The organism is Streptomyces sp. YIM 121038, assembly GCF_006088715.1.
Lineage (GTDB): Bacteria > Actinomycetota > Actinomycetes > Streptomycetales > Streptomycetaceae > Streptomyces.
Genome location: NZ_CP030771.1, coordinates 395127 through 417562 on the forward strand (window position 1 = coordinate 395127; position 22436 = coordinate 417562).

20 protein-coding genes and 1 pseudogene are annotated in these 22436 nt (G+C 71.1%); 14 read left to right on the plus strand and 7 right to left on the minus strand.

Features of this window, described 5'->3' with window-relative positions; genetic code table 11:
• Positions 1-57 precede the first annotated feature (57 nt).
• Positions 58-906 (minus strand): oxidoreductase, encoded by an 849-nt coding sequence (locus tag C9F11_RS01655; protein ID WP_138957542.1) that lies wholly within the window; start codon positions 904-906, stop codon positions 58-60.
• A 390-nt stretch (positions 907-1296) separates the two neighbouring features.
• Here C9F11_RS01655 and C9F11_RS47205 point away from each other — a divergent pair, with 390 nt between their 5' ends.
• Positions 1297-2322 (plus strand): hypothetical protein, encoded by a 1026-nt coding sequence (locus tag C9F11_RS47205; protein WP_171075604.1) that lies wholly within the window; start codon positions 1297-1299, stop codon positions 2320-2322.
• Between the two features lie 131 nt (positions 2323-2453).
• On the opposite strand, the gene C9F11_RS01670 is transcribed toward C9F11_RS47205, so the two are convergent.
• Positions 2454-6101, minus strand: coding sequence for a DNA-binding protein (locus C9F11_RS01670; protein ID WP_249401545.1), 3648 nt, complete (start codon positions 6099-6101; stop codon positions 2454-2456).
• Between the two features lie 435 nt (positions 6102-6536).
• Between C9F11_RS01670 and C9F11_RS01675 the strand changes: the two genes are divergently transcribed.
• Positions 6537-6875: a hypothetical protein gene (locus C9F11_RS01675; protein WP_138957545.1), complete on the plus strand. Its 339-nt coding sequence runs from the start codon at positions 6537-6539 to the stop codon at positions 6873-6875.
• Positions 6876-7067: 192 nt separating this feature from the next.
• Here C9F11_RS01675 and C9F11_RS01680 read toward each other — a convergent pair whose 3' ends face one another.
• Positions 7068-7547 (minus strand): hypothetical protein, encoded by a 480-nt coding sequence (locus C9F11_RS01680; protein ID WP_249401546.1) that lies wholly within the window; start codon positions 7545-7547, stop codon positions 7068-7070.
• Between the two features lie 227 nt (positions 7548-7774).
• On the opposite strand from C9F11_RS01680, the gene C9F11_RS49625 reads away from it, so the two are divergent.
• Entirely contained in the window at positions 7775-8833 is a 1059-nt protein-coding gene (locus C9F11_RS49625; protein ID WP_138957546.1) for a DUF6461 domain-containing protein, read from the plus strand.
• 283 nt (positions 8834-9116) lie between these two features.
• Here C9F11_RS49625 and C9F11_RS01690 read toward each other — a convergent pair whose 3' ends face one another.
• Positions 9117-9350: a hypothetical protein gene (locus tag C9F11_RS01690; RefSeq protein ID WP_138957547.1), complete on the minus strand. Its 234-nt coding sequence runs from the start codon at positions 9348-9350 to the stop codon at positions 9117-9119.
• Between the two features lie 280 nt (positions 9351-9630).
• On the opposite strand from C9F11_RS01690, the gene C9F11_RS01695 reads away from it, so the two are divergent.
• The 3 genes from C9F11_RS01695 (at position 9631) to C9F11_RS01705 (ending at position 12568) form a co-directional block, all read left to right on the plus strand.
• Positions 9631-9954 (plus strand): TfoX/Sxy family protein, encoded by a 324-nt coding sequence (locus tag C9F11_RS01695; RefSeq protein ID WP_138957548.1) that lies wholly within the window; start codon positions 9631-9633, stop codon positions 9952-9954.
• An 871-nt stretch (positions 9955-10825) separates the two neighbouring features.
• On the plus strand, positions 10826-11878 hold the full coding sequence (locus C9F11_RS01700) for a hypothetical protein (protein ID WP_138957549.1): 1053 nt from the start codon (positions 10826-10828) through the stop codon (positions 11876-11878).
• Positions 11879-12169: 291 nt separating this feature from the next.
• Positions 12170-12568, plus strand: a complete 399-nt coding sequence (locus C9F11_RS01705; RefSeq protein WP_138957550.1) for a hypothetical protein — start codon at positions 12170-12172, stop codon at positions 12566-12568.
• A 104-nt stretch (positions 12569-12672) separates the two neighbouring features.
• Here C9F11_RS01705 and C9F11_RS01710 read toward each other — a convergent pair.
• Together C9F11_RS01710 and C9F11_RS01720 are read right to left on the minus strand one after the other, a co-directional pair.
• Positions 12673-12912, minus strand: a pseudogene (locus C9F11_RS01710) (GNAT family protein); the annotation flags it as partial.
• Between the two features lie 182 nt (positions 12913-13094).
• Positions 13095-13511 (minus strand): helix-turn-helix domain-containing protein, encoded by a 417-nt coding sequence (locus C9F11_RS01720; RefSeq protein WP_138957552.1) that lies wholly within the window; start codon positions 13509-13511, stop codon positions 13095-13097.
• A gap of 103 nt (positions 13512-13614) precedes the next feature.
• On the opposite strand from C9F11_RS01720, the gene C9F11_RS01725 reads away from it, so the two are divergent.
• The 5 genes from C9F11_RS01725 to C9F11_RS01745 all read left to right on the plus strand — a co-directional run bounded on the left by C9F11_RS01725 (position 13615) and on the right by C9F11_RS01745 (position 19399).
• Positions 13615-14466, plus strand: coding sequence for an alpha/beta hydrolase (locus tag C9F11_RS01725; protein ID WP_138957553.1), 852 nt, complete (start codon positions 13615-13617; stop codon positions 14464-14466).
• An 811-nt stretch (positions 14467-15277) separates the two neighbouring features.
• Entirely contained in the window at positions 15278-16204 is a 927-nt protein-coding gene (locus tag C9F11_RS01730; protein WP_249401548.1) for a hypothetical protein, read from the plus strand.
• Positions 16205-16281: 77 nt separating this feature from the next.
• Complete coding sequence (locus C9F11_RS01735) at positions 16282-17811, plus strand: amino acid permease (protein ID WP_249401549.1); 1530 nt, start codon at positions 16282-16284, stop codon at positions 17809-17811.
• 409 nt (positions 17812-18220) lie between these two features.
• Entirely contained in the window at positions 18221-18415 is a 195-nt protein-coding gene (locus C9F11_RS01740) for a hypothetical protein (protein ID WP_138957554.1), read from the plus strand.
• Positions 18416-18445: 30 nt separating this feature from the next.
• A complete protein-coding gene (locus C9F11_RS01745) occupies positions 18446-19399 on the plus strand; it encodes an alpha/beta fold hydrolase (protein WP_212767786.1) in 954 nt (317 codons plus the stop codon).
• Between the two features lie 59 nt (positions 19400-19458).
• Here the strand turns inward: C9F11_RS01745 and C9F11_RS01750 are convergent, their stop codons facing one another.
• On the minus strand, positions 19459-20409 hold the full coding sequence (locus C9F11_RS01750) for a hypothetical protein (RefSeq protein WP_138957555.1): 951 nt from the start codon (positions 20407-20409) through the stop codon (positions 19459-19461).
• A gap of 349 nt (positions 20410-20758) precedes the next feature.
• On the opposite strand from C9F11_RS01750, the gene C9F11_RS01755 reads away from it, so the two are divergent.
• The 3 genes from C9F11_RS01755 to C9F11_RS01765 all read left to right on the plus strand — a co-directional run bounded on the left by C9F11_RS01755 (position 20759) and on the right by C9F11_RS01765 (position 22351).
• Positions 20759-21661, plus strand: coding sequence for a squalene/phytoene synthase family protein (locus C9F11_RS01755; protein ID WP_138957556.1), 903 nt, complete (start codon positions 20759-20761; stop codon positions 21659-21661).
• Positions 21662-21737: 76 nt separating this feature from the next.
• On the plus strand, positions 21738-21977 hold the full coding sequence (locus C9F11_RS01760) for a hypothetical protein (protein WP_138957557.1): 240 nt from the start codon (positions 21738-21740) through the stop codon (positions 21975-21977).
• Positions 21977-22351 carry a toxin Doc gene (locus tag C9F11_RS01765; RefSeq protein WP_138957558.1) on the plus strand — a complete coding sequence of 125 codons (375 nt, stop codon included), beginning with the start codon at positions 21977-21979 and terminating at the stop codon, positions 22349-22351. The genes C9F11_RS01760 and C9F11_RS01765 overlap by 1 nt, the downstream gene beginning before the upstream one ends.
• Positions 22352-22436 lie beyond the last annotated feature (85 nt).

Genomic DNA, 22436 nt, shown 5'->3' on the forward strand with positions numbered 1-22436 from the left:
ACATCACAATAGCCCCGCCTCAGGTACGACCGCCGTTCACAGGGTGGTGGCCGGGTGTCAGAGCTGAGCGCCTTCGGCGAAGTCCGTCGTACGGGAGAGCGTCTCCCATGCGCGGATGTCCTCGTCCACGGCCGTGCGCGCGGCGGTGACCAGGCGCAGTGCGTCCGAGCCCAGGAGGAGGTGGGCGGGTGGCCGCTCGACCGAGGCGATGTGCACGACGGCTTCCCCGGCCTTGGCCGGATTGCCCAGTTGGTTTCCGCTGGCCCTCTGCCGCGCCGCACGGATGGGGGTGAACAGCTCGTCGTAGTCCGCGATGGAGCGCGCGGCGCGCGTCATGGACCGTCCGGCCCAGTCGGTGCGGAAGGAGCCGGGCTCGATCGCCGTCACATGGATCCCGAACTGTGCCACCTCCTTGCCGAGCGCCTCCAGAACGCCTTCCAGCGCGAACTTGCTGCCGCAGTAAGCGGACATGCCGGGCACGGCCATGAGCCCGCCCATGGAGGTGACGGCCATCAGGTGCCCGCGGCGGCGTCGGCGCATGTGGGGCAGCGCCGCCTGCAGGGTGGCCATCGTCCCGAACACGTTGACCTCGAACTGCCGCCGCACCTCGGCCAGCGGGGTTTCCTCGAAGGTGCCCTCCAGGCCGAACCCCGCGTTGGCGATGACGACGTCCAGGGGGCCGACGCCCTCTTCCACTTCCGTGACCACCCCGGGGACGGCGTCGTCGTCGGTCACGTCCAGGAGGCGGCCGTGAGCCTGCCCGGGTTTCAGCTCTTCGAAGGCTCGCAGGTCCTTCTCCGAACGGACGGTTCCGACGACGGTGTGCCCGGCGGACAGGGCGGCCTGGGCGAAGGCGCGCCCAAGGCCCGTACTGACGCCGGTGATGAGCCAGTTCCGCTTCTCCATCGCCCCTCCAGGACGGCCTCGTGAGGATCTGGAGTGCCCATGCTGTCGGCGGGAGGCGGCAGGCTCAAGGTGGTGCCCCACGTACCGGGTCGTGCGGCCCGTCCGTATACGGGCCCGGTCTCCAGCAGCTGAACCCGGATGGCGGATCTCAGGAGTCTCCTGGGCCTGCAGGGAGCCTACGGTCGGTGTGTGGCTCGAAAAGCGCAGGTCACCGAGGCCTGGCCAGGTCACGGAGGCTTGGGAGGTTCTGTGAGACGGTTCCCTGTTGTTGCCGTGATGGTTTCAGGGCTGGCGGTGTCAGGAGTGCTGTCGCCGCCAGTGGCCTCCGCCCGGCAGTTGGCCCCCGAGGGAACACAGTCGTTCACCGAACCGGGCACGCAGGATTTCACGGTGCCAGAGGGGGCCGACACCCTGACGGTACGGGTGTGGGGAGCCGGTGGGCCGGGCGGCAATGGCGGGAACGGGGGCAGCGGCGGCTCGTCCAACGCCGCTAGCGGTGGGGGCGGCGGCGGTGGCGGTGGGGGCGGCGGCGGGCAAGCCGGTGACTACGCCGAGTGCGAACTGACCGGGCTGCGCGGCGGGCAGGTCCTGCGGATCACGGTCGGCTCGGGCACCGGCCAGGCCCTGGATGCCCGCACCACCCGCATCGACAGGGTCGACCCCGGACAACCGACGGCGTTCGGGACCCAGCTGGCCGTGGCGGCCGGTGGAGGCCGCGGTGGCAACGGCGGAGACGGCGGCAACGGTACTGACGCGATCCTGTTCTTCGCGGGCTCCAACGGCGGCGGTGGCGCCGCGGGCGCCCGAGGCAGCGCTTTCGGAAGTGCCGGATGCTTCCGTCACGGCGACATCCGCTACTCCAACGAGAGAGTGACCCGTGCCAGGCCCGGCACAGCAGGTACCAGAGGCACCGCTGGTCTCCCCCCGTACAAAGGCGCCCTGAGGAACCGCGGCGGCGACGGTGGCAACGGCGGAAGCGGCAGCAGCGGCCACGGAGGGATCGGCGGAGGCGGTGGTGGAGGCGGGGGCGGATACGGGCACGGCGCCGAGCGCGCGAACGAGGCCGACCACCCCGGCCACCACGGACAACCGGGCACCTACGGGTCGGGCGGAGCAGGCGGACAGGACGGGCAAGCCGCTCCCGACTACTTCCGAGGTTCGGGCGGCGCAGGCGGCAACGGCCGGATCGATCTGGCCTGGGCACCGCGACCAGCCCCGCCGGCACCGCCCGCACCGCCCGACTTCCCGGAGCTGCCCGACATCCCGGTACTCGACGTCCCTGAACTGCCCGACCTCCCGGAGATCGACTTCCCGGAGCTGCCCGATCTCCCAGTACTCGACGTCCCTGAGCTGTCCGGCTACCCGAGGGAGCCCGGCACCTCCCGGGCGAGCGGGGCACCGTCCCCTGCTCCATGACGGATTCGGCGGGCTTCCGGCCGGGGCAGCTCGGCCTGTCCAAGAAGTACTCGTGGTGCGGCGCCATGCTCGCGGGCCGACTCGTCCACCTCACGTCCCCCGCGCCGGCCCCGTGCTCCGGGGAGGGCAGTTCAGCAGGTGTCGCGGTAGGCGATGCCTGGCAGGTGGGTCGCCCAGTCTGCGCGTGACAGGCCGGATCCGGCTCGTCGGCACACCTGGGCGATCAGGCTCGCGGGATCGATGTCGTGCTGCTGGAGTCGCACATGCCGCCCTGTGGCGTACAGCGTGTGGCTGTCCGGGCTGAAGGCCAGAGAGGTGATGGTGTCCCCGGGGGTACGGAGGGAGGTGCCGAGCAGCTGGCTGGAGGCCACGTCCCAGATGTGGAGGGTGCCGGCGTCACCGGCGACCGCGAGGAGGCGGCCGTCAGCGGAGAAGGCCAGGGCCGACAGCGTTTCGTGCGGGCCGCCTTTGCGGGTGGGGTAGAGGCCGGGCAGTACGCCGAGCTGCTTGCGCGCGTCCCCGTCCCACAAGGTGACGCCGCCCATCACATCGCCCACGGCCAGGTGGGTTCCGTCGGAGCTGAAGGCCAGCGCGGCCAGTTCGTCGGGCGCCAGGACCTGTCGCTTCACTCGCCCCGAGGGCAGTTCGACCACGTCACCACCCTCGGATATCAGCTGCCTTCCGTCGCCCCGCGCCGTGAACCGGCTGTCGGAGTAGAAGCGGGAGAGCGTCTTCAGCCGCTTTCGCGTCCTGATGTCCCAGAACTCCAGGGAGTGGTGCATGGAGGTGCGGGAAAGGATCAAGGTGCGGCTGTCGGCGGAGAACGTCACCCAGCTCAAGTCCTCGGCGGGTACGTTCACACGTGCGTGGACGCGGCCCGTCCGGGTGTTCGCCACGGTGATCTGTGCAGGCGGCGAGTCCGTCGAAGTGGGCCCTTCCCGGAGCCGCACATGGGCGGCACGGCGGCTGTCGGCGCTGAACGCGATGCGGTCCTGGCAGTCGGCGGACCGTTTCGGGCAAGGTCTTCCGAAGCCTGGGCCGCGGGTGCGACCACTGCGTACGTCGACCAGGTCGAGGGCCAGGATCCGGCCATGCTCACGGACAGCGGCCACGGTACGCCCGTCGGGACTCAGCCGGGAGGCCCCCAACGGCTGTTGCCGCCACCCCTTGGCGGTCGCTTGCCCCAGGCTGAGCGTGCGGACCACGGTGCCCCCACCGTTGACGTACCGGAGGGAGCGATTCGCCGTGTCGAGCGCCAGTTGGCTGGGCCGTTCGTTGGCCAGCGGGTAGCGGAAGACCGGGGCGCCGGGGGTCGAGAAACGCCACAGGCGGATCTCGTCGTCGGTCGCGGCGGCGACGAAATCGCCGTCCGCGCTGACCTGCAGGGCCTCGGCGCCGGGGGTTTTGATCCCGGCGAGACGCCTGCCGGAGGCCAGGTCCCACAGCCGGATGCCGCTGTCCGTGGACAGGACCAGTCGGCGGCTGTCGGGGGTGAAGGCGGCTTGTCCTTCACCACACGTGGCATTGATCTTCACGGTGAGCCTGCGCTGTGCGCGGATGTCCCATATCTCTGGTCGGCGCCGCTCTCGGCAGACCGCCAGTCGGCTGTCGTCCGGGCTGATGGCCATGCTCAAGAGGGGCGCCTTGCCCCCAGGGTCGGTCAGGCGCAGGAGCATGCGGCGGCTGCGGACGTCCCACACCTGCGTCACGCCGTCGGGTACTGCCTGCTCCGGTCCTTCGACCGCCGTTCCGCCGCTCCCCTCCATGACGGCCTCCACGTCACCACGGGTGCCGTCGTCAGTCGCCAGTAGCCGCCCAGACGGGCTGAAGTCCCAGGTCAACGGCGCTACGTCGGGCAAGGTGCCGATGGTTCGCCCGGCTCGGACGTCCCACAGGCGCACCCCGTCCTCGGCGTTCAAGGCCAGGGTGCGGCCGTCACCGCTCACGCGCCCTTCCTCCATCGGTTCCTGTTCCCCAATGCCGCGATAGGTGTGGGTCGGACGGCCGGTCGCCAGGTCCCGCACCCGGATCCGCCTGCTGTCGACGGAGATGAGCTCGCGGCCGGACCTCGTCAGATAGTGGCCCGGCTCCGCGGAACCGGGCCGGGGGATGCGGAACGCGCCCTGCTCCTTTTGCGCCGCGGCTCCCAGGAGCGCGGCCCGCGTCTCCGTCGTCTCCGCGAGGTTCCAGGCGACCACGCTCAGTCGCATGGCCGTGACGGGGTCGGAGGCCCGCATGCCGGTGGCGACGGCGGCGATGCGGCGGGCCTGTGCCTCCTGGTGCTGGCGGCTGTTGACACGGTTCTGCTGCCAGGCGACGGCGCCGGCCACCAGGGCCAGGACGAGCACGGCGGCCAGGGCCGCGAGCAGTCGGCGACGGCGGCGGTGTTCGCGGGTGTGAGCGAGGCGGCCCGCGGTCACGAACGAGCGTTCCAGGCCGGTGAGCTGAGCCGGGTCGGCCAGGAGCTCCTCCGCCGCGGCCAGGCGGGTGCCGCGGTAGAGGGTGCCGGGGTCGCGGTCCGATTCGTTCCAGATGCGGGCCGCCTCGGTCAGACGGCGTTGGGTCCGCAGCCGTTCGCGTTCCTCCTCGATCCACTCGCGCAGCCTGGGCCACGCGGTGATGAGCGCTTCGTGCGCGAGGTCGACCGTGTCGTCATCCAGGGTGATCAGCCGCGAGGCCGCGAGGTCGGCCAGCACGCGAGCGACGCCGTCGGAGTCGGTGAAGGCCAGCTCGGCGCGGTCGACGGGGCGCCGCGTGTCCTGGGTGCCGTCGCCGGGAGCGATCAGCCGCAGGAGGACGCGGCGGGCGTGCGCGGCTCGGGCCGGGGACATCCGCGTGTACAGGTCCTCGGCGGTCTGGGCGATGGCGCCTCGTATGCCGCCCGACTGTTCGTACGCCTCGACCGTCAACGTGCGGCCGCGACGGCGGCGCCAGGTTTCCAGCAGGGCGTGCGAGAGCAGGGGCAGGCTCCCGGGCTCGCCCTCGACCTCCGTGATGAGACGGGCGGTCAGGGCACGTTCCACGATCAGACCCTCCGCCTGGGCGGGCTTGACGATCGCCGCGCGCAGCTCGGCGCCGCTCATGGGCCCGACCGGCAAGCTCGATTCGCGCAGGGCCGTGGCGAGGTCGGGGTGCGCCAGGCAGTGCGCGTAGAAGTCGGCACGGACGCCGAGGACGACACGCAACCGGCTGTCCGGATCGGTGGCGGTCAGGAGCAGTTCCAGGAAGGCGGCTCGCTCCCGCGCGTCGTGGCAGAGGGTGAAGAGCTCCTCGAACTGATCGACGACCAACCACGTGTCGCCCTCGTCGGCAGCAGGTACGCACACCTTCGCGTGGGTACGGGCCGGGAACGCGCCCGGGGTCAGGATCCGGACGGCCGCCGGCCGCGCCCGGCCTTCGAGACCGCGCAGCCGTGGAATGAGCCCGGCCCGCAACAGGGACGACTTGCCGCTGCCGGACGGGCCCACCACCACCATGAGGCGATGCTCCACTGCCCTGGCCATCAGATGGCCGGTCAGTGCTTCACGCCCGAAGAACAACTCCGCGTCGCCCACGTCGTACCGGGCCAGGCCGCGATAGGGCGCCGGGGCGTCGTCGCCGTGCAGGGCGGGTGGCTGCGCGTCCTGCTCCACGGCAGCGGCCTGCCAGCGCCGCTCCCATTCCCGCTCGTCGCCGCCGCACGCCCGCACGTACGCCAGGGCCAGCGCCAGGGACGGCAGCTTCTGCCCGGACGCGGCCCGCGACAGCATCGCCGCGGAGAAGCCTGCCTTGGGGGCCATGTCCCGGTACGGGATCCCACCCGCCTCCTGGCGCAGCGCGCGCAACGCGAATGCGAAGCGCTGCACCGGCCCCGCCAAGGGATCAACCGGTTTCTCCTTGCGCCCCACCCTGGCCCCCCGACGCCCAGACGATCATCAGCGGACAGCTTACGAACGCCTTTCGCACAGCCACAACCAGCACCCGGCCAGAGGCATGGCCTCCTTTAGGCCACGACTCGGCTTGTTTCACGCCACGGAAGGGGGCTGTGCAACAACTCGCCAGCGGGTGAACTCGGTAGTGCACCGGCCACCACGGCTTGCCGCTCCGGCCGGGCCCCGGCCCGCCCGACCGCATGACCGTGGCGCCGGACGCCGGTCCGCGCAAACGCGTTACGGCTTCGCACTACGGAACACCCCAACCACAGAGGAGTCTTCGTGAATCGTGTCCAAGGAACCATGTCCTCCGCATGGCGCAAGCACCTGGTAGGTGCCGCGGCGACGGTGGCTGTGGCCGGCGGCAGCCTCGTAGGCTTCGCCGGCGTGGCGAACGCCGCGCCGCACGCGCCGTCCCAGCCCCAGGTATCGGTGAGTGCCGACGCCCCTGCCACCGCGGACTCCGCGGCGGCCTCCGGGTGGACCTTCTACCGCGCCTACTGGACCAAGAGCGCGTGCGTCAAGGAAGGCCTGGCGGGCGAGCGCAAGCACTGGTGGAAGGACTCCGACTGCAAGTACAAGCGCGGCCTTGACGGCCGGATGAAGTGGTTCCTCTACGTCTACGACCGCGTGGCCGGCTAGACGCCCTCCTTCGGTTTCCCTCCAGCAGGCCTCACTGGAGGGAAACCGATGGGTTGGCCCTGGTGGCTCCCTCCCTGCCCCTTCGAAGAAGCACCGGCGCCGGAATCAACAGCGAGGAGTGCCCACCACCAGCTCCCGCACCGCACTGCCGACGCGCTCTCCGCGCCGCGGCGACCCGAGCCCGGCCGCCGGTCATTCGATCCCCAGGGGCCCGATCCCCAGGTCCTCCCGCATGAGGCGGCGCATCTCCGCCATTGCCGTGCGACGCTGCCGGATGAAGGCCGCGTCCTCGGCGGAGCCGACCGCCACCCCGCGGGCGTAGGCGTCACGCAGTCGCCGCAGGCTGTGGAACGCCTCGTTCCCGGCCGCGACGACGAGCGGCGGGCCCACGAGCCAGAGCCGCTCGCTCGCCATGTGCAACCCGGTTCCGCGGAAGGCCTCGCGCACCGCCGCGTCACGCGCCGACTCGGACCTGTGGTCGCCCAGGGCGACGGCCCGTATCTCCTCACCCGCGTCCTTGAGAGCGGAGGCGTACTCGGTGTACACGACACGCCGCAGTTCGAGTGCGTACCGTGCTTCCTCGCGCCGCCACCTGTTGCGATCGGCGATCAGAGTGGCGGCGATGCCGATCGCCGCACCGGCCAGCGTGGAGAGCAGTGGCATCCAGTCCATGCGCCGCATGCTGTCCGAACCACCGCTCCCACACCAGCGGCCCATCCCGTGGCGATCCTCTTCCGGGCGGTGAACGAGCCGTTCCCCTTGCCGTCGAGGCGGTACGGGCTTCCGGAGGTGTCGCGCGCGATCAGGTCCGCCCTGCCGTCGCCGGTGAGGTCCCCGACGCCGACGAGGGCGTGCTGCACGTCAGAGCCGTTGTCAGTGGTGGCGGCGACAATCTCCTCATGACCTCACCCCAGCACCTCGACGGCCTCCTCACCCACTTAGGACTCGCGGAGGCCGCCACCTTCACCGCCGTGCGCGGTGGCGACGAGGACACCGTGATCCGGCTCTTCGGCGGCGACCCCGAGCGGGTCCGCCCCATGCGCCTGGAGGACCTGCGCAACCACTACGCCACGAACCTCATCCTGGTCTCCCGGTCGGGCCCGACCGTCGTCGTCGTGGAGAACAACGGCTATCAGGGGTCCCGTGAGGAGGTGCTGCGCCCGCTCTCCCGTCTGGGCCGCACCGCCAGCGCCTACTGGAACGTCAACGCCGTGTCCCGACTGAGCCTGGCCGAAGACGGACTGATCCAGTCCGTGCTCGACATGGTCGTACCCGAGGACCCGTTCGGGGCGCGCCCCGACGCCTGGGACCCCCTGCTGGAGGGCCTGGACCTGGCCGACGGTGACGGCTGGGGCGAAGGCCTGGCGGCGGTCGAGCGCGCGACGGACGTGCGCTTCGACGACGCGTGGGTCAAGGGCCCGCACCGTGTCGTGGAGATCGCGCCGGTGCCGGAGTATCTGCTGGGGCAGGGGCTCGTCGACTCCCCCCTGCTCAAGCGGGAGCCCTTCGCCGGCTACCTGGCCGACCTGGGGCCCGGGCTGCTGGGGCCGATGCGCCGGCACGCCCTCGACCTGGCCCTCACCCACGCAGGCCTGCGCCATCACCCCCTTGCCACCGCGGCCCTCACGGCGCACACCCTCCCGGCCACCGGGCGGCAGCGGCTGCGCGACGAACTCACCGCCGCGCACGACCAAGCGCTCCCCCAGGCCCGCGCGCTACTCATCGGCGAGCCCAAGGAGTTCGAGCCCGAGTGGGAACGCCCCTCCCACCGCCTCTTCCGCCAGGCCATCGTCTTCGGCGTCCTCGCACGCTGCGTCGCCGCCCACCTTCCGGCCCCGACGGACCTGCTCCCGGACGTCGTCAGCTCCCTCACCACGGCGATGACCGGAGAGGGCGAACGGGTGGAGGAGTTCTGGATGCTCGCCCACCTGCACGACGCGGCACGGCGGATGAGCTGAGCGCGACGACGAGGCCTCCCCCCTGTCCGGCGAGCTCATCCGGCACGCCCTGGGCGAAGTCCTCGCCTTCATCACCCGACGGAGGACCCTGCGCCCCGCCGAGGAGTACCGCACCCCCACCGGCACGGAATGGGAGGACGAGGTTGTCACGGATCTCCTCCAACTGGCCTCACCGTCAGCGTCGACGAGCCGGTAGGGCTCATGCCAGTCGCCGGTCCCCACCAGCCGACCCCACCGAGGAACGGCCAACCTCGACAGGCCCCGTTGGGCACATGATCGTCCATCACGACCGCAGACCGTACTGGGCGACAACCTCACCTGCGCCGAATCCGAGATCAAACAGATCGATGAAGTGGCCAGCCGCAGCCGGGTCGACCAGTACACGCAGGCCACGACCGGGCTGCTGCTGCGCTATGTCGACGCGTCCACCGCCCGGGCTGCCACCGCCGCCATGAACGGCCTGACCTTGCGCGGCCCGGCCGCGTCGCAGCCACCCGCCCGCGACGAGCGAGGACATCCTGCGCCGGGCCCTGTGCCCGAACCCGGCGCTGCCCGCTGCGGCCGGGGCCTCCGCGGCGCCGGAGCGGGCCTGACGGCCGGATGCCCGCGCGCCGTCGAGGCACGGCCCGGGGGCTGGGCGCCGTCAGCTCGGGGCCCCCGCGCCGCGGACGGGTCCCGCCCAGGTGCGCGGTGCCTGGGCAGGGGTGAGGATGCGGCGCAGAGGGCCGCGCTGCGAGCGCCGGTCGGCCGGTCTGCTGCCGCGGGCAGGTGTCACGTCATTGGGAAGGTGAACGGTCATGGCGTACGACGAAGTGCTGGCGGAGCGGATCAAGGAACGCCTGGAGCCGGAAGGGGTGAACGCCAAGAAGATGTTCGGCGGGATCACCTTCCTCCTCCAGGGCAACGCGCTGGCCAATCTCTACGAGGAGGGCCTGATGGTCCGTGTCGGCGCGGACGGGATGGAGGAGGCCCTCTCCCGCCCCGGCAGCAGGCAGTTGGTGTTCCGCGGCAAGGAGCAGGCGGGCTGGGTGGTCCTCGCGGAGGAGACGCTGGACGACGACGTGCTGGAGGAGTGGCTGCGGTGGGCCATGGAGGTCACCGCACAGCTGCCGCCCAAGTAGCGCCACCCGCAGGCCGCGGCCCGGCGGCGCCGGGGGCATGTGCTCACCGGTCCCCGGCGCCGTCGTGGGTGAGGCCTCGGGCGGCGCTCAGCAGTCGCCGTCCCAGCTGCTCCAGGTAGGGGGCCAGTTCCGGGCTGCCGGTGATCTCCTGGCAGGACTCGAGGTCGATGTCCAGGAGTCGCGCGGCGATGTGGCGGGGGTTGTCCGCGGCGAGGTCCAGGGGGCCGTGTGCTCGTCGACAGCCGTGACGCGGCCGGGCAGGGACCAGGTACGGGCGCGCACCGTGTCGGTGTCCGCCGCGGCTGTGGCACGGAAGGTGTAGCGGGCGGGAGCGGTGGCCAGGCGGGTGGCGGCGTCGGTGGCGGGCGTTCGCGCGGGGTGGCGCGGTGGCCGGTGGGGCCTTCTACACCGACGCGTTCGACTGCAAGTACGTCCGGGACACGGGCGTTACCGGCCCCCTGTCCGCGGTGATCCGGGCCTGCCGGACGGTCCTCGACCTGGACCCGGCCCTCGTCGTGCCGGGCCACGGCCGCGCGCTCACGCCCACTGCAGTACGGGACCATATGGCCTACTTGAGCGAACTCGAGCACCTCATCAAGGAGCGGCACGCCAAGGGCCGGCCCTTCTACCGGGCCGCCTCCGACATCCTGGCGCGCGGCTTCCACCCGGACGTGGGCGCGCCCGAACGCGTCGTCATCGTCACCGGCGCCGAATACGCTCACCTCGACGGCCGCAAGCCCCCGCACGTGCTCCAGCTCGGCGAACAGGCCGCACGCTGGACCTACGAGCAGCACCTCCCCGCGGCTGTGCCGACATGGCCCGGCGGCGCGCCCGCGCCGGGTGATCGCTTCAGCGAGCAGCAGGAGAACACGTGCAGACCTACGTCAGCCCGCCAGGCATCGCGCACGGACGGTACGCCCTCACCACCGACGACATCGCCGCCGCCCTGCGTCGGCGCCACCCCGAACTCGCCGGACACCCGGACGTCCTCGCCGCGGCCCGCGCGGTGACCGGGCGGCGCCGCAGACGCACGCACCCCTGCCCCGACACTCAAGCGCCCGAGCCGTACGCGGTGCAGGACCGCCACGGCCAACTGCGCACGCTGATGCAGCAGGCGTGCCGCCACGCGCTGCAGCGCGCCGGGGTGGCCGCGCAGGACGTGGGAGGGCTCGTGGTCGTCCAGGACCCGCCCCCCGCCGAGGACGATCCGTTCCTCGACAGCGACCTGGTGCTCGCCCTCGGCCTGCCGTCCACCACCGCGCGCGTGCCGCTGACCGGCTTATCCACCACCGGCGCGGTGCACGCGCTGATCGTGGCAGAGGACATGGCACGTGCGGACAGGTCCGTCCTGGTGGTGGCGGCCGGGATCCACGAGCCGTTGGCCTCCGCTTCCGGCGCCCCCTCCCCCGCCGCCCTCGTCCGGTGCCTCATGGTCAGCGACGGCGCGGCCGCCGTACTCGTCAGCAGCCAAGCCCCCGCCACTCCAGGCCTGTACATCGACGAGACCTGGCAGTACGCCCGATACGACAGCCACGCCTCCACCCACATCGGGGGCTACCGCGCCGAAGACCATCCAGGCCTGGCGGCACTGCCCTGGCTGCGACCGGGCCAGGAACTCCCCGACTTCGCACTCGTCCACCCCGGCGGCCCGACCCCACTGCACTCCCTGGCCGCAACACACCCCTTGCCGCAGACCGCACTTGAGACCTCACTCACCAGCATCGCCGATGACGGCGACCTGGGCGCCGCTTCCGTGCTGCGCATGCTGGCCCGCCTCCACGAGAGCCCGCCCGCCACCGAATCCCACGGCCTGCTGCTGGGCCTGGCCCCGGGCCACCTGGCCGCGGCCTGCCGGGTCCGGTGGGCAACCTCAGCCACTTCTCAGCGGAATCGGCCGAAGTTGACACACAAAGGCGCTTCCTGACCGCCTATGTTCACCGTAGCGATCCATTAACTCGCCGTACGTCTGGTCTTGTTAGGCGTACGACCACGACGACTCGGGTGATCACTCTGCAACGCGCTTTGCGGCAACGTCCGGCTCCGCCCGCTCAAGGCCAGGGGGCGAGGCGGTGACCGGACCAGTCGAGTGCGCCCTGTCAGCAGCCGCCCAGGCGGTGCGACAGCACACTTCGGCGCAGCGAGCACCCCGCGCGGCACGCACGACGGCCGTCTCGTCACCTTGGATCTCCGGAGAAAGCGAGAGCGAGAAACGCGTATGGAAAAGCAGAACCCAGGCGTCGCCTGCGAACGGTTACGCCCGGAGCCGACAAGCCCTGAGGCCTGCGCTGCCGACGGCCGTCTGGCCGCGCTGGTCCGGGGCATCGCGGAGGTCCTCCGCCAGCGCGGTTACCACGTCGGCCAGGCCATCACGTGCACGGTCGAGGACGGCTTCTTCCCGCAAGTGGTGGTGAAGGTCGACGCCACCACCTACCTCAACATCTCCTGGCACGAACCCGCCCTCTCCTGCACCTGGCGAGCCAGCAGGCTCATGGCAGGACGACAGGACGTGGTGGAAGAACTGAACCTGAACGGCGGCGAACTCACCGCCGAGGAGATCGTCGAAGCCAGCCTCAGCGCCCTCGCACTGCCCTCACGACAGCCGTGGAGACCGTGAGACAGGCAGCCACCGCGTACCGGCTGCCGTGGATGTGGGCGTGGGCGGTGTGCGGATGGGGACGGAAATAGGGGTGCACGGACGCGCCCGGGGCCCGACGCACGTCAGTCGTCAGCCTGAGGCCTGTCGGCGCGGTAGAAGTAGTGAGTCCTGTCGTCGACCGGATTATCCGGTTCCAAGTCCCCGGTACCGACCCGGCGCAGTCCGGCCCTCTCCAGCGCCCTCCACGAAGCGCGGTTCGCTGCCACCACGGGGACGAGAACGCACGGCGCCGCCGGGTGCTCGGCCCAGGTTCGCTCGATGACCGCGCGAATCATCGCCGTCCCGATGCCCTGCCCGACCCGCTGGGGGTCACCCCCTCATGTCGCACCACGCCCGCGCGCGCTGACGCCATCACGTCCACCGCTCCCCTGCCAGGTGCCGTTCCGCTGCCGGCCGCGGAACAGGTCGTACGGCCGGGCCCAGGGGCCGTATCGCTCCGCAACATCCCGCCACGGGCACCGGTACGGGTGCGAAACCGCACGCCCTAGTTGGGGGGTGACTCGTCGGCGAGCTGGTTGCTGCGGTCGATCTCCGCCATGTGTGTCTCGGCCCAGACCCGCAGGGCGGAGAGCGGAGTTTCGAGGGACAGGCCGAGTTCGGTGAGCCGGTAGTGGACGGCGGGCGGCACGGTGGGTTCCACTCGGCGCGCGGCCAGGCCGTCGCGGACCAGGCTCTGCAGGGTGACGGACAGCATCTTCTGTGAGATGCCGGGGATACGGCGCCGCAGTTCCGCGAAACGGAGCCCGTCCGGAACCTCTTCGGCCAGCACCTTGACCACCATCGACGTCCACTTGGTGCCGATGCGGTCGAGCAACTTGCGGGTCGGGCAGCACGGATCCAGCAGATCACCCCGCTCACCGGGCCGCCGCCGACCGGGTTCGCCGGGCCTCGATGTGGTCACTTGGAGCTCACCACCTGAACGGAAAGTGCCGTCTTGGACGGACCAGGATAGTTCCCTAGCGTGACCTGGTCACCATTCCTCACCACACACTTGGAGCCTCTCCATGCCCGAACTGCGGCGCGTCCCCGTCAACGGTGTCGAACTGAACGTCGCTCTCGCCGGATCCGGCCCGGCCGTACTGCTGCTGCACGGTTTCCCGCACACCTGGGAGCTGTGGACGGACGTCATGGCCGACCTGTCCGGCCGCTACCGCGTCATCGCGCCGGACCTGCGCGGGTTCGGCGCGAGCGGCTCGGCCGCCTCCGGATACGACGCTGGCACCCTGGCCGAGGACGCCGCGGCGCTCCTCACCGCGCTCGGCGTGTCCTCGGCCGCGGTGGTGGGCATCGACGCGGGCACCGCGCCGGCCTTCCTCCTCGCCCTGCGCCGCCCCCATCTCGTCCGGCGCCTGGTCGTCATGGAGTCCCTTCTGGGCAGGCTGCCCGGCGCCGAGGACTTCCTCGCCGACGGGCCGCCGTGGTGGTTCGGCTTCCATTCCGCCGCACCCGGCCTCGCCGAGTCCGTGCTGGAGGGCCACGAGGCCGCCTACGTCGACTGGTTTCTGCACGCCGGCACGCTCGGCGACGGGGTGCGCCCCGCCCTCCGGGACGCCTTCGTCCGCGCCTACACCGGCCGCCAGGCCTTGAGCCGCGCGTTCTCGTACTACCGGGCGCTGCCCCAGAGCGCGGCACAGATCGAGCAAGCCGTCGCCACCGCCCGCCTGACGGTGCCGACGATGGCGTTGGGCGCCAGGCCCGTCGGCGCTGCGCTGGAACGCCAACTCCGCCCGGTCACCGACGATCTCACCGGCCACGTCATCGAAGACTGCGGCCACATCATCCCACTGCACCGCCCGCACGCCCTGCTCAAGCTGCTGCGTCCCTTCCTGGCTGGTGAAGACGCGAAAGCAGCGTGACCAGGGCCCCGGGTTGACTTTCGCCCGCAGAGTGCACGGGAGCGCCCGCCGAGTACACGGGAACTCCGCCACGCCACTCCAGGGCGCGACGCCCCTGACACGCGTCAACTCCTAGCTGTCGTAGCCGTGTTCATCGCGATACGCTACCTGATCATCCGTCAGCGGACGGTGTGTCAGGAGACAGCGCGTCGACGCCCCTGTGCACCGCGACTCAGGGCACTCGGCACGAATGGCCGAACCTCGCGTCTCCACTTCAGTTGGTACGCACGCGCCCCTTGCGGCCAGCGGGATAAGAGGGAGTAATGATGGGTGCACCGGCGCCCGCCCCCGCACACCGGGCGGGGTTCACCACCCTCCCCCGGACTCGCTGACGGCCGCACGCGCTCGTCATCGCCGCGGAACGGGGCCCGCACTCGCCGGTGAGGGCAGCACGGCACCGCGGCGCCATGAAGGCGTCGGCACCACGGGACCACGGCACCACAGGCCGACTGCACCACAGGGCGACTGCACCACGGACCACGACCACCAGCACGCCCCGCCCTGATCTCCAAGAGCCACCGCACGCAGGCCTCTTCGGACGGCACGCACAGCAACGTCACTCGTAACTGGCCACGTGAACCGGCGGCACAGACCATGAGGGGGACGACGCACATGGCATCAGGACAATCTCCGCCCCACGGCGCCCGGCGGCGAGGGCACATCACCCGCAGCCCCCTGCTCCGGGGCCCCGGCCGACGTCGTATCCGACTCCCCCGCGATGCGGCCGAACGCCCCGGAGCAGGGCTTCCGGCCGCCCGCAGGAAGCCGAGCCGTGTCCGCCAAGCTTGACTCACACCCGGCGCGGGACGACGAGGCGCTGCGGCACGTGCTCGAGGACGCCTCGATGGGCCGGTGGGAAGGGCCGCGGGACGTGCTCGTCGCCACCGGGTCGGACTGGGACCGGAGGATCTTCCGCCTTCAGGTCCTCGCCGAGGCCGGGGCGCGCCTCAGGTTCGCCGACACCTGGGCCGAGGCCGAGCCGCACTCCGCGCACGCCCTCGCCCTGCTCGCGAACGTGCAGGCCCTGCGCGCGATGATCGCAGGATACGACGAGGGCCGGACCCAGATGGAAGAGGCCTGGGCCACCTGCCGCGCCGCCCTTGAGGTGTGGCCGCAGGACGTGGCGCCGCTGGTGGTCATGCTCGCGCTGCTGCGCACCCACGCCCCCGACCGCGACACCCTCAACCACGTGTGGTCGGAGATCAAGCGACGCGATCCGTGGAACCGCGAGGCCCACCACGAGATCGTCACCTACCTCTTCCCCCGCCACCACGGCGCCCAGGGCGAGGCCATGTGGTGGGCCGAGGAGCAGGTGGCCCTCGCTCCCCGGGGCCTGCCCCTCGCGGTGCTGCCGCTGGTGGTCCTTGCCGAGGCGCACCGCTGTCGGCAGGAGCAGAACCAGGGCGCGTACGGCCTGGTGATCCACCCCTGGGCCGACTGTCCCCAGGCCGAGCAGGCACTGCAGCGCTGGTGGCGCCACCGGGCGCCGCAGCCGCACGCCTGCTTCGCCGACGACGCCAACTACCTGGCGCACGCCCTGTCGTTCGCGAACCGCCACGACGAGGCCCGCGAGGTCTTCGACGCGATCGGCCCGTACGCCACGCACGTCCCCTGGTCCTACTGCGGCCGCGCCCGTGAGCTGTTCCTGCGCCACCGCAGCTGGGCCTACAGCCCGCCCCGGCGGCGAAAGCGCCCCTGAGGGCGAAGCCGCTTCCGCACGCCAACACCGTCACCCACGTGTCACGCACGACTCGTACAGGAAGGGAAGGGCACCCGGTGCCTCTCGATGTATCCCGCGTCTCCGACGAGGAGCGCCTCAAGCAGCTCGGCTATCGCCAGACGCTGTCGCGCTCCATGTCCGGCCGCGCCAACTTCGGCGTCAGCTTCACCATCATCTCGATCCTCTCCGGCTGCATGACGCTGTACGGCTACGGCATGAACACCGGCGGCCCCGCCGTCATCATGTGGGGCTGGCTCTTCGTCGGCCTGATGACCCTGTTCGTCGGCCTGTCCATGGCCGAGGTCTGCTCCTCCTACCCCACCAGCGCGGGCCTGTACTTCTGGGCCCACCGCATGGGCCCGCCCCGCACCGCCGCCGCCTGGGCGTGGTTCACCGGCTGGTTCAACACCCTCGGGCAGATCGCGGTCACCGCGGGCATCGACTTCGGCGCCGCCACCTTCCTCAACGCCCTCCTCGACCTCCAATTCGGCTACGAAGCCACCCCCGGCCACACCATCACCCTCTTCGGAGCCATCCTCGTCCTGCACGGCATCCTCAACACCTTCGGCGTACGCATCGTCGCCCTCCTCAACGAGGTCTCCATCTGGTGGCACATCGGCGGCGTCCTGCTCATCTGCGGCGCCCTGGTCCTCGTCCCCGACCACCACCAGTCCACCCGCTTCGTCTTCGGCGAGTTCGTCAACAACACCGGCTTCACCTCCAGCCTCTACGTGGTGGCCATCGGACTGCTGATGGCCCAGTACACCTTCACCGGCTACGACGCCTCCGCCCACATGACCGAGGAAACCATCGACGCCGCCACCGCCGGGCCCAAGGGCATCGTCCGCTCGATCGTGGTCTCCCTGGTCGCCGGGTTCGTCCTGCTCTTCGGCTTCACCTACGCCATCCAGTCCTACAGCGGCGCCCTCGACTCCGACACCGGCGTCCCCCCGGCCCAGATCCTCATGGACGCCCTCGGCACGGCCACCGGCAAGTGGCTCCTCGTCGTGATCATCGTCGCGCAACTCTTCTGCGGCATGGCCTCGGTCACCGCCAACTCCCGCATGATCTACGCCTTCTCCCGCGACGGCGCCCTGCCCTACTCCCGGATCTGGCACAAGCTCCACCCGGGCACCCGCACCCCGACCAACGCCGTCTGGCTCGCCACCGGCGGCGCCTTCTGCCTGGGCCTGCCCTACCTGTGGAACAGCACCGCCTACGCGGCAGTGACGTCGATCGCGACGATCGGCCTGTACATCGCCTACGTCATCCCCACCTACCTCCGCCTGCGCCAGGGCGACCGCTTCGAACGCGGCCCCTGGCACCTCGGCTCCTGGTCCACCATCATCGGCACCATCGCCGTCGCCTGGGTCGCGGTGATCACCGTGCTCTTCATGCTCCCCCAGGCCTCCCCCGTCACCGCCAAGACCTTCAACTACGCCCCCCTCGCCGTCGGCGTCGTCATCGCCTTCTGCGCCACCTGGTGGCTGGCCTCGGCCCGCAAGTGGTTCCTCAACCCCAACCACCCTCGAAACCGCGCCCCGCACCAGGTGCACGTGGTCGAGCAGGAGGTGAGTCGCCCCTAACACCTACGCCGGAGTCCGCGTCGGCCCCCACGCTGTCCCGGAGGGTCGGTGCGGCCGAAGGCGCCGAGGGAGCGGAGCGCCTCCTGGCAGTGCGCGGCCTGTGCACAGAAGGGGCACCGCCTCGCGAGCGCCGTCGACACGTGGGCTGCGGGCATCAGCGACACTCTCACGCCGGACCTCATGACCGAAGGCATCGGGCTCAAGCTACCGATCGCCGCGCTGGAACCATGCCCAGGACGCCCACCCCACCGTCGCCCACAGCGTCGACGTCCTGCGTGCTGACGGCGGCGTCACCGTGCTGCTCCGCGGCAGCGGGTTCGCCCCGCACCTACCGTACGGCAGCCTCTGATCTGAGCTGATCTCGGGAAAACGGTGTAGTGGGCACGGGCGGGTCGGTAGCGTCGCGGCCATGTTGAGTGCCGACGAGCCGCTGCTGAACGACCCGAAGGACGAGCAGATCCAGAAGCTCCCGGGTGAGATCGCCTCGGGCGGCAGCAGGGCCATGGGCCTGACGGTGCGTCATCCGGAGGGAACGCCGACGGAGAGCACCCAAGGCTCCCTCCTCGGCCGGCACTCATGCGGAACATCGCGACATCGCGCGTAGCCCGAGTCCCCCACACCCCCAGGAGCCGTCTTGCACATACCCAGATACGTCACCGCCGTCTGTGCCGCCGCCGCGGCGACGGTCATGGCCACCTCCACGTCCGCGGCCGCGGCGACCGGCCCGGAGCAGGACAATTTCCTTCCTGCCATGGTCTACTCCATCCTCCGCCTCGACATCGATCCGCCGGGCGCCAATGACTGGAACTGCCGTCCCAGCGCCGCCCACCCGCGTCCGGTCGTCCTGGTACACGGCACCTACGAGAACCGCTACAACAACTGGGCCCGGATGTCCCCCGAGTTGAAGGCCCAGGGCTACTGCGTCTACGCCCTCGACTTCGGCGACACCGACGACGCCGCAGTGGCTCTCGCCCCCACCGTCAAGGGCTACGGAGACATCAAGAAGTCCTCCAAGGAACTGGCCGCCTTCGTGGACAAGGTGCTCGCCGCCAGCGGCTCCGGCCAGGTGGACCTCGTCGGCCACTCCCAGGGCGGAACCCTGTCCCGCTGGTACCTCAAGGCCGACGGCGGCGCGAACCCGAGCGACCCCTCGAAGAACAAGGTCAAAAAGGTCATCCAACTCGGCGCGACCAACCACGGCACCACCCTCAGCGGCATCGAGACCCTCGCCGACAAGCTCCACATCCTCGGACTCGGCGAGAAGCCCCTGGGGAAGGCCGGCATCCAGCAGTACGTGAAATCCGACTTCATCAAGGAGCTCAACGCCGACGGCGACACCGTTCCCGGAGTCGACTACACCGTGATCGGCACGAAGTACGACGAGATCACCACCCCCTGGCAGAGCACGTTCATGACAGCGGGCCCCGGAGCGACCGTGCAGAACATCGCCTTGCAGGAAGGATGCTTCGTCGACTTGTCCGCCCACTTGAGCATGTCGTACAGCCCACGCGCGATCGGACTGGTCAAACGCGCCCTGGACCCCACAGCCCCGCCAGCCCCCTGCGTACCGAGGGCACCCGCCTTCTGATGCCGACCTGAAAGCCCCCGGCCAAGGCTGAGCCGGATGTCCCCGGTGGGGCGGGGCGTCTACTGCCGGGTGGCGATGCGGGCCATCGTGTGGCGCAGCACGCTCCAGGACAGGTCGGAGTAGGTGGTGAAGCTCTTCTCGGTGTGGTCGTGCTCGTCGATGTACCGGAAGACGTCGCGGGAGAGGACGGCCGGGACGTGTTCTTGGACGGAGGTCTCGTCTTCGTTGAGGTAGACGTGGAAGCTGGCGGCGAAGTCACCGGTGTCGTTCAGGAGCGCGGCGGGCCGCGGGCCGCCGTCGAGGGGGCAGTGGACCTTGTGGACGGCGTAGTGCTTTCTGGACAGCCAGGCGCACATGCCCGGGGTGAGGGTGCCCAGACCGCGTTTGTCCGCCTCCCATGCCAGCCGGTCGTAGGACATGACGTCGAGTCGGCCGGTCAGGCACAAGATGATGCCGGTGGTGTCGCCGTGGGAGTGGATGGGCGAGTAGTGCTGGGCCGGCCAGATCTCCAGCACTGCCGGAGACCCGAAATCCGCACTCCAGGCATCGGCGGGGGCATCGCCGCGGTCGACGGCGAGATCGTCGTAGGTGCCGCGGCCGGTGCAGGCCACCCGGATGTAGGGCGGGTGCGTGGGGTCGATGGCGGCCTTCTTGATGAGGATCTCCCGCAGCAGCCCGGCACCCCCCGGAGCAGGCTCCTTGCCCGGCTTCCCAGGTGGCCGGGCGGGAGGCGCGAGAAGGGCGCGGATGGCCTGCACCTCCCAGGTCGCCAGGCGCACATGGGCGGCCTTGCGCACCAGGTCCGCCACGACCGGCGGCACGAGCAGCTGGCGCACATACTCGTCGAAGGACGAAGGCTGCTCCACCGTCAGCGAAGGCACCAGCAGCTCTGCCTTGACCCGCAGTTCCTTCTCCTCTACGGAGGTGATGTAGAAGGGGGGCCGTGCGTGATCGCCGCCGCCGGGCGGGGGCGCGGCGTCGGACAAAGACGTGTGGGAGTTTTCGGTCATGCCGGGCATGCTCCCTGGCCTACGTCACCGCTACGTCACCGCCCCCTCCTGGCCGCGACGGGCGCCCCGCGCGACCGCCACCAGGGCTCTTGAGCTCACCCTTCTCGCCTCGCGTGACCTGCTCGCCGGCGTAGCTCAGGCTGTCGCTCCGCGCGGAGACCAGCGCCGCCGCCGACTTTTCGGCCGCGCCGCCGCCCGTGCGCCCGGCCGCGACGTCGCACACCGACGCGGTGCGCAGCGCTGCGCGGGGTGGGGGCCGTTGCCGTTCCGCCAGGACCGCGTACGGTCACGTCGGGGTACGGATCGTTCGTCGGTCGGCGGGTCGCCGTCCGGAAAGCTGAGGAGTGCGATGAATTCGTGGAAGGCCACGCTGGACGCGGCGGGCATCGACAGTCCCGAGCTGCGTGCGGACTTCACCCGCCTGCGCCGCGTGGTCTCGCGCTACCGGCGCCACCAGTACCTGGCGGTCCGCCTGCTGCTGCCCGGGCCCATCGTGCCGCACGTGATCGCCGCGACCGTCTTCATGCACCACACCGACACCATCCTCGACCGGGAAGGGCCGGTGGAGGAGCGTGCCGCCGCCTACGAGCGGTGGGCGGAGCTGGTGCGCGAAGCGCTGACGGCCCGGCAGAGCGACCACCCCGTGCTGCGCCCCCTCCTGCACACGCACGGGGCGTACCCCCGGCTCGAACACCACATCAAGGAGTTCCTCGACGCCGGGCGGGTGGACCTGGAGTTCACCGGGTTCGCCGGGGAAGAGGACTACCAGCACTACGTCGACGCCTACTCGCTGCCCGCGTTCCTGCTCGTGGCCGGTCTGCTGGTGCCCGACCCGGACGACGTGGGCTACCGCGGCGCCTGCCGTCGGTTCATCGACGGAAGCCAGCGTCTCGACTTCGCCACCGACTTGGCCGAAGACCTGCGCGCGGGACGGCTCAACATCCCCGTGCGGACGCTGGAGCGGCACGGGGTGACCCGTGCCGACCTCGAGTCGCACCGGGACTCGCCGGAGGTTCGCTCCCTGCTGGACGAGCTGATCCGGCAAGCGCGGGCCAGCCTCGTCGAGAGCCGCACGCTGGTGACGCACCTGCCCGAGGCGCACCGTCCGATGGGCAGGGCGCTCATCGCCATGGAGGAACTGACAGCCGACGCCGCCAGGCGCAAGGGAGCACGGCTGCTGAGCTCGTCGGCGCGCGCCTCCGTCCCCGCGGCACTGCGCCTGCTGGCCCGCGAGTACCGGCGCCGGAGCTGACCCGCCCGGGCAGGCGAGCCGAGCTGCCGCGAACGGGGGATTCCGATCAAGGTACCTAGTAGGTACCATCGGGGTCATGCCGTCTTTGAACATCAGCTACAGCGACGAGGAGATGGAGGAGCTGCGGGCCGCCGCGGCCGCCGCGGGCGTCTCCCTCAAGCAGTACGTCCACGACCTGTCGCTGCGCGAGAAGCAGCGGCTGCAGTTCGTGCGGTACGCCGTGTCCTGGGGCGAGCAGCACCGCGGCGAGTTCGACGAGGCCTTCCCCGACGAGGTGCCGCCGTCGACCCGCACGCAGGGCACCGAAGCCGCCTGATGGTCCTCCACATCGACATCGCCTGGCTGCTCGACGTCCAGGAGCAGTCCGTGCCCGAGGACGTCACCGTCGCGGACTACTCCGCCCTGGTCGCGGCAGTGGCCCGCCACAAGACCCGTATCCCCCGCCCCGGCATCACACCGCCCGACGCCGCCTGGCGCGCCGCGGCCCTGCTGCACACCCTGGTCCGGCTCGAACCCCTGCCGCACCGCAACTCCCTGTACGCCTGCCAGGTCGCCGTCTCCTACATGCACGCCTGCGGCGAAGGCATCGACCCGCCCTACGGCGCGCTCGTCGAACTGGTCCGTGACATCCAGGGCCGCAAGACCACCGTGTACCAGGCGGCCGACCGCATCCGCGGCTGGCGGCTCTGAGCTCACCCCGGGGCTCCGGGGCCGCTGCCGTTCTCCAGCGGCCGGGGCTGAGGCGCCTGTCCAAGCGGGAACCCCCTCGCTGCGG

Excerpts from the sequence above, each read along its gene's own strand:
- C9F11_RS01725 (WP_138957553.1), top strand. The coding sequence starts at position 13,615 with ATGCCCGAACTGCGGCGCGTCCCCGTCAACGGTGTCGAACTGAACGTC.
- C9F11_RS01690 (WP_138957547.1), bottom strand. The coding sequence starts at position 9,350 with ATGTCCTCGCTCGTCGCGGGCGGGTGGCTGCGACGCGGCCGGGCCGCG.
- C9F11_RS01655 (WP_138957542.1), bottom strand. The coding sequence starts at position 906 with ATGGAGAAGCGGAACTGGCTCATCACCGGCGTCAGTACGGGCCTTGGG.
- C9F11_RS01755 (WP_138957556.1), top strand. The coding sequence starts at position 20,759 with ATGAATTCGTGGAAGGCCACGCTGGACGCGGCGGGCATCGACAGTCCC.
- C9F11_RS01680 (WP_249401546.1), bottom strand. The coding sequence starts at position 7,547 with ATGGACTGGATGCCACTGCTCTCCACGCTGGCCGGTGCGGCGATCGGC.
- C9F11_RS01670 (WP_249401545.1), bottom strand. The coding sequence starts at position 6,101 with ATGGCCCCCAAGGCAGGCTTCTCCGCGGCGATGCTGTCGCGGGCCGCG.
- C9F11_RS01695 (WP_138957548.1), top strand. The coding sequence starts at position 9,631 with ATGGCGTACGACGAAGTGCTGGCGGAGCGGATCAAGGAACGCCTGGAG.
- C9F11_RS01760 (WP_138957557.1), top strand. The coding sequence starts at position 21,738 with ATGCCGTCTTTGAACATCAGCTACAGCGACGAGGAGATGGAGGAGCTG.
- C9F11_RS01740 (WP_138957554.1), top strand. The coding sequence starts at position 18,221 with ATGTTGAGTGCCGACGAGCCGCTGCTGAACGACCCGAAGGACGAGCAG.
- C9F11_RS01705 (WP_138957550.1), top strand. The coding sequence starts at position 12,170 with ATGGAAAAGCAGAACCCAGGCGTCGCCTGCGAACGGTTACGCCCGGAG.
- C9F11_RS01765 (WP_138957558.1), top strand. The coding sequence starts at position 21,977 with ATGGTCCTCCACATCGACATCGCCTGGCTGCTCGACGTCCAGGAGCAG.
- C9F11_RS49625 (WP_138957546.1), top strand. The coding sequence starts at position 7,775 with ATGACCTCACCCCAGCACCTCGACGGCCTCCTCACCCACTTAGGACTC.
- C9F11_RS01750 (WP_138957555.1), bottom strand. The coding sequence starts at position 20,409 with ATGACCGAAAACTCCCACACGTCTTTGTCCGACGCCGCGCCCCCGCCC.
- C9F11_RS01675 (WP_138957545.1), top strand. The coding sequence starts at position 6,537 with ATGTCCTCCGCATGGCGCAAGCACCTGGTAGGTGCCGCGGCGACGGTG.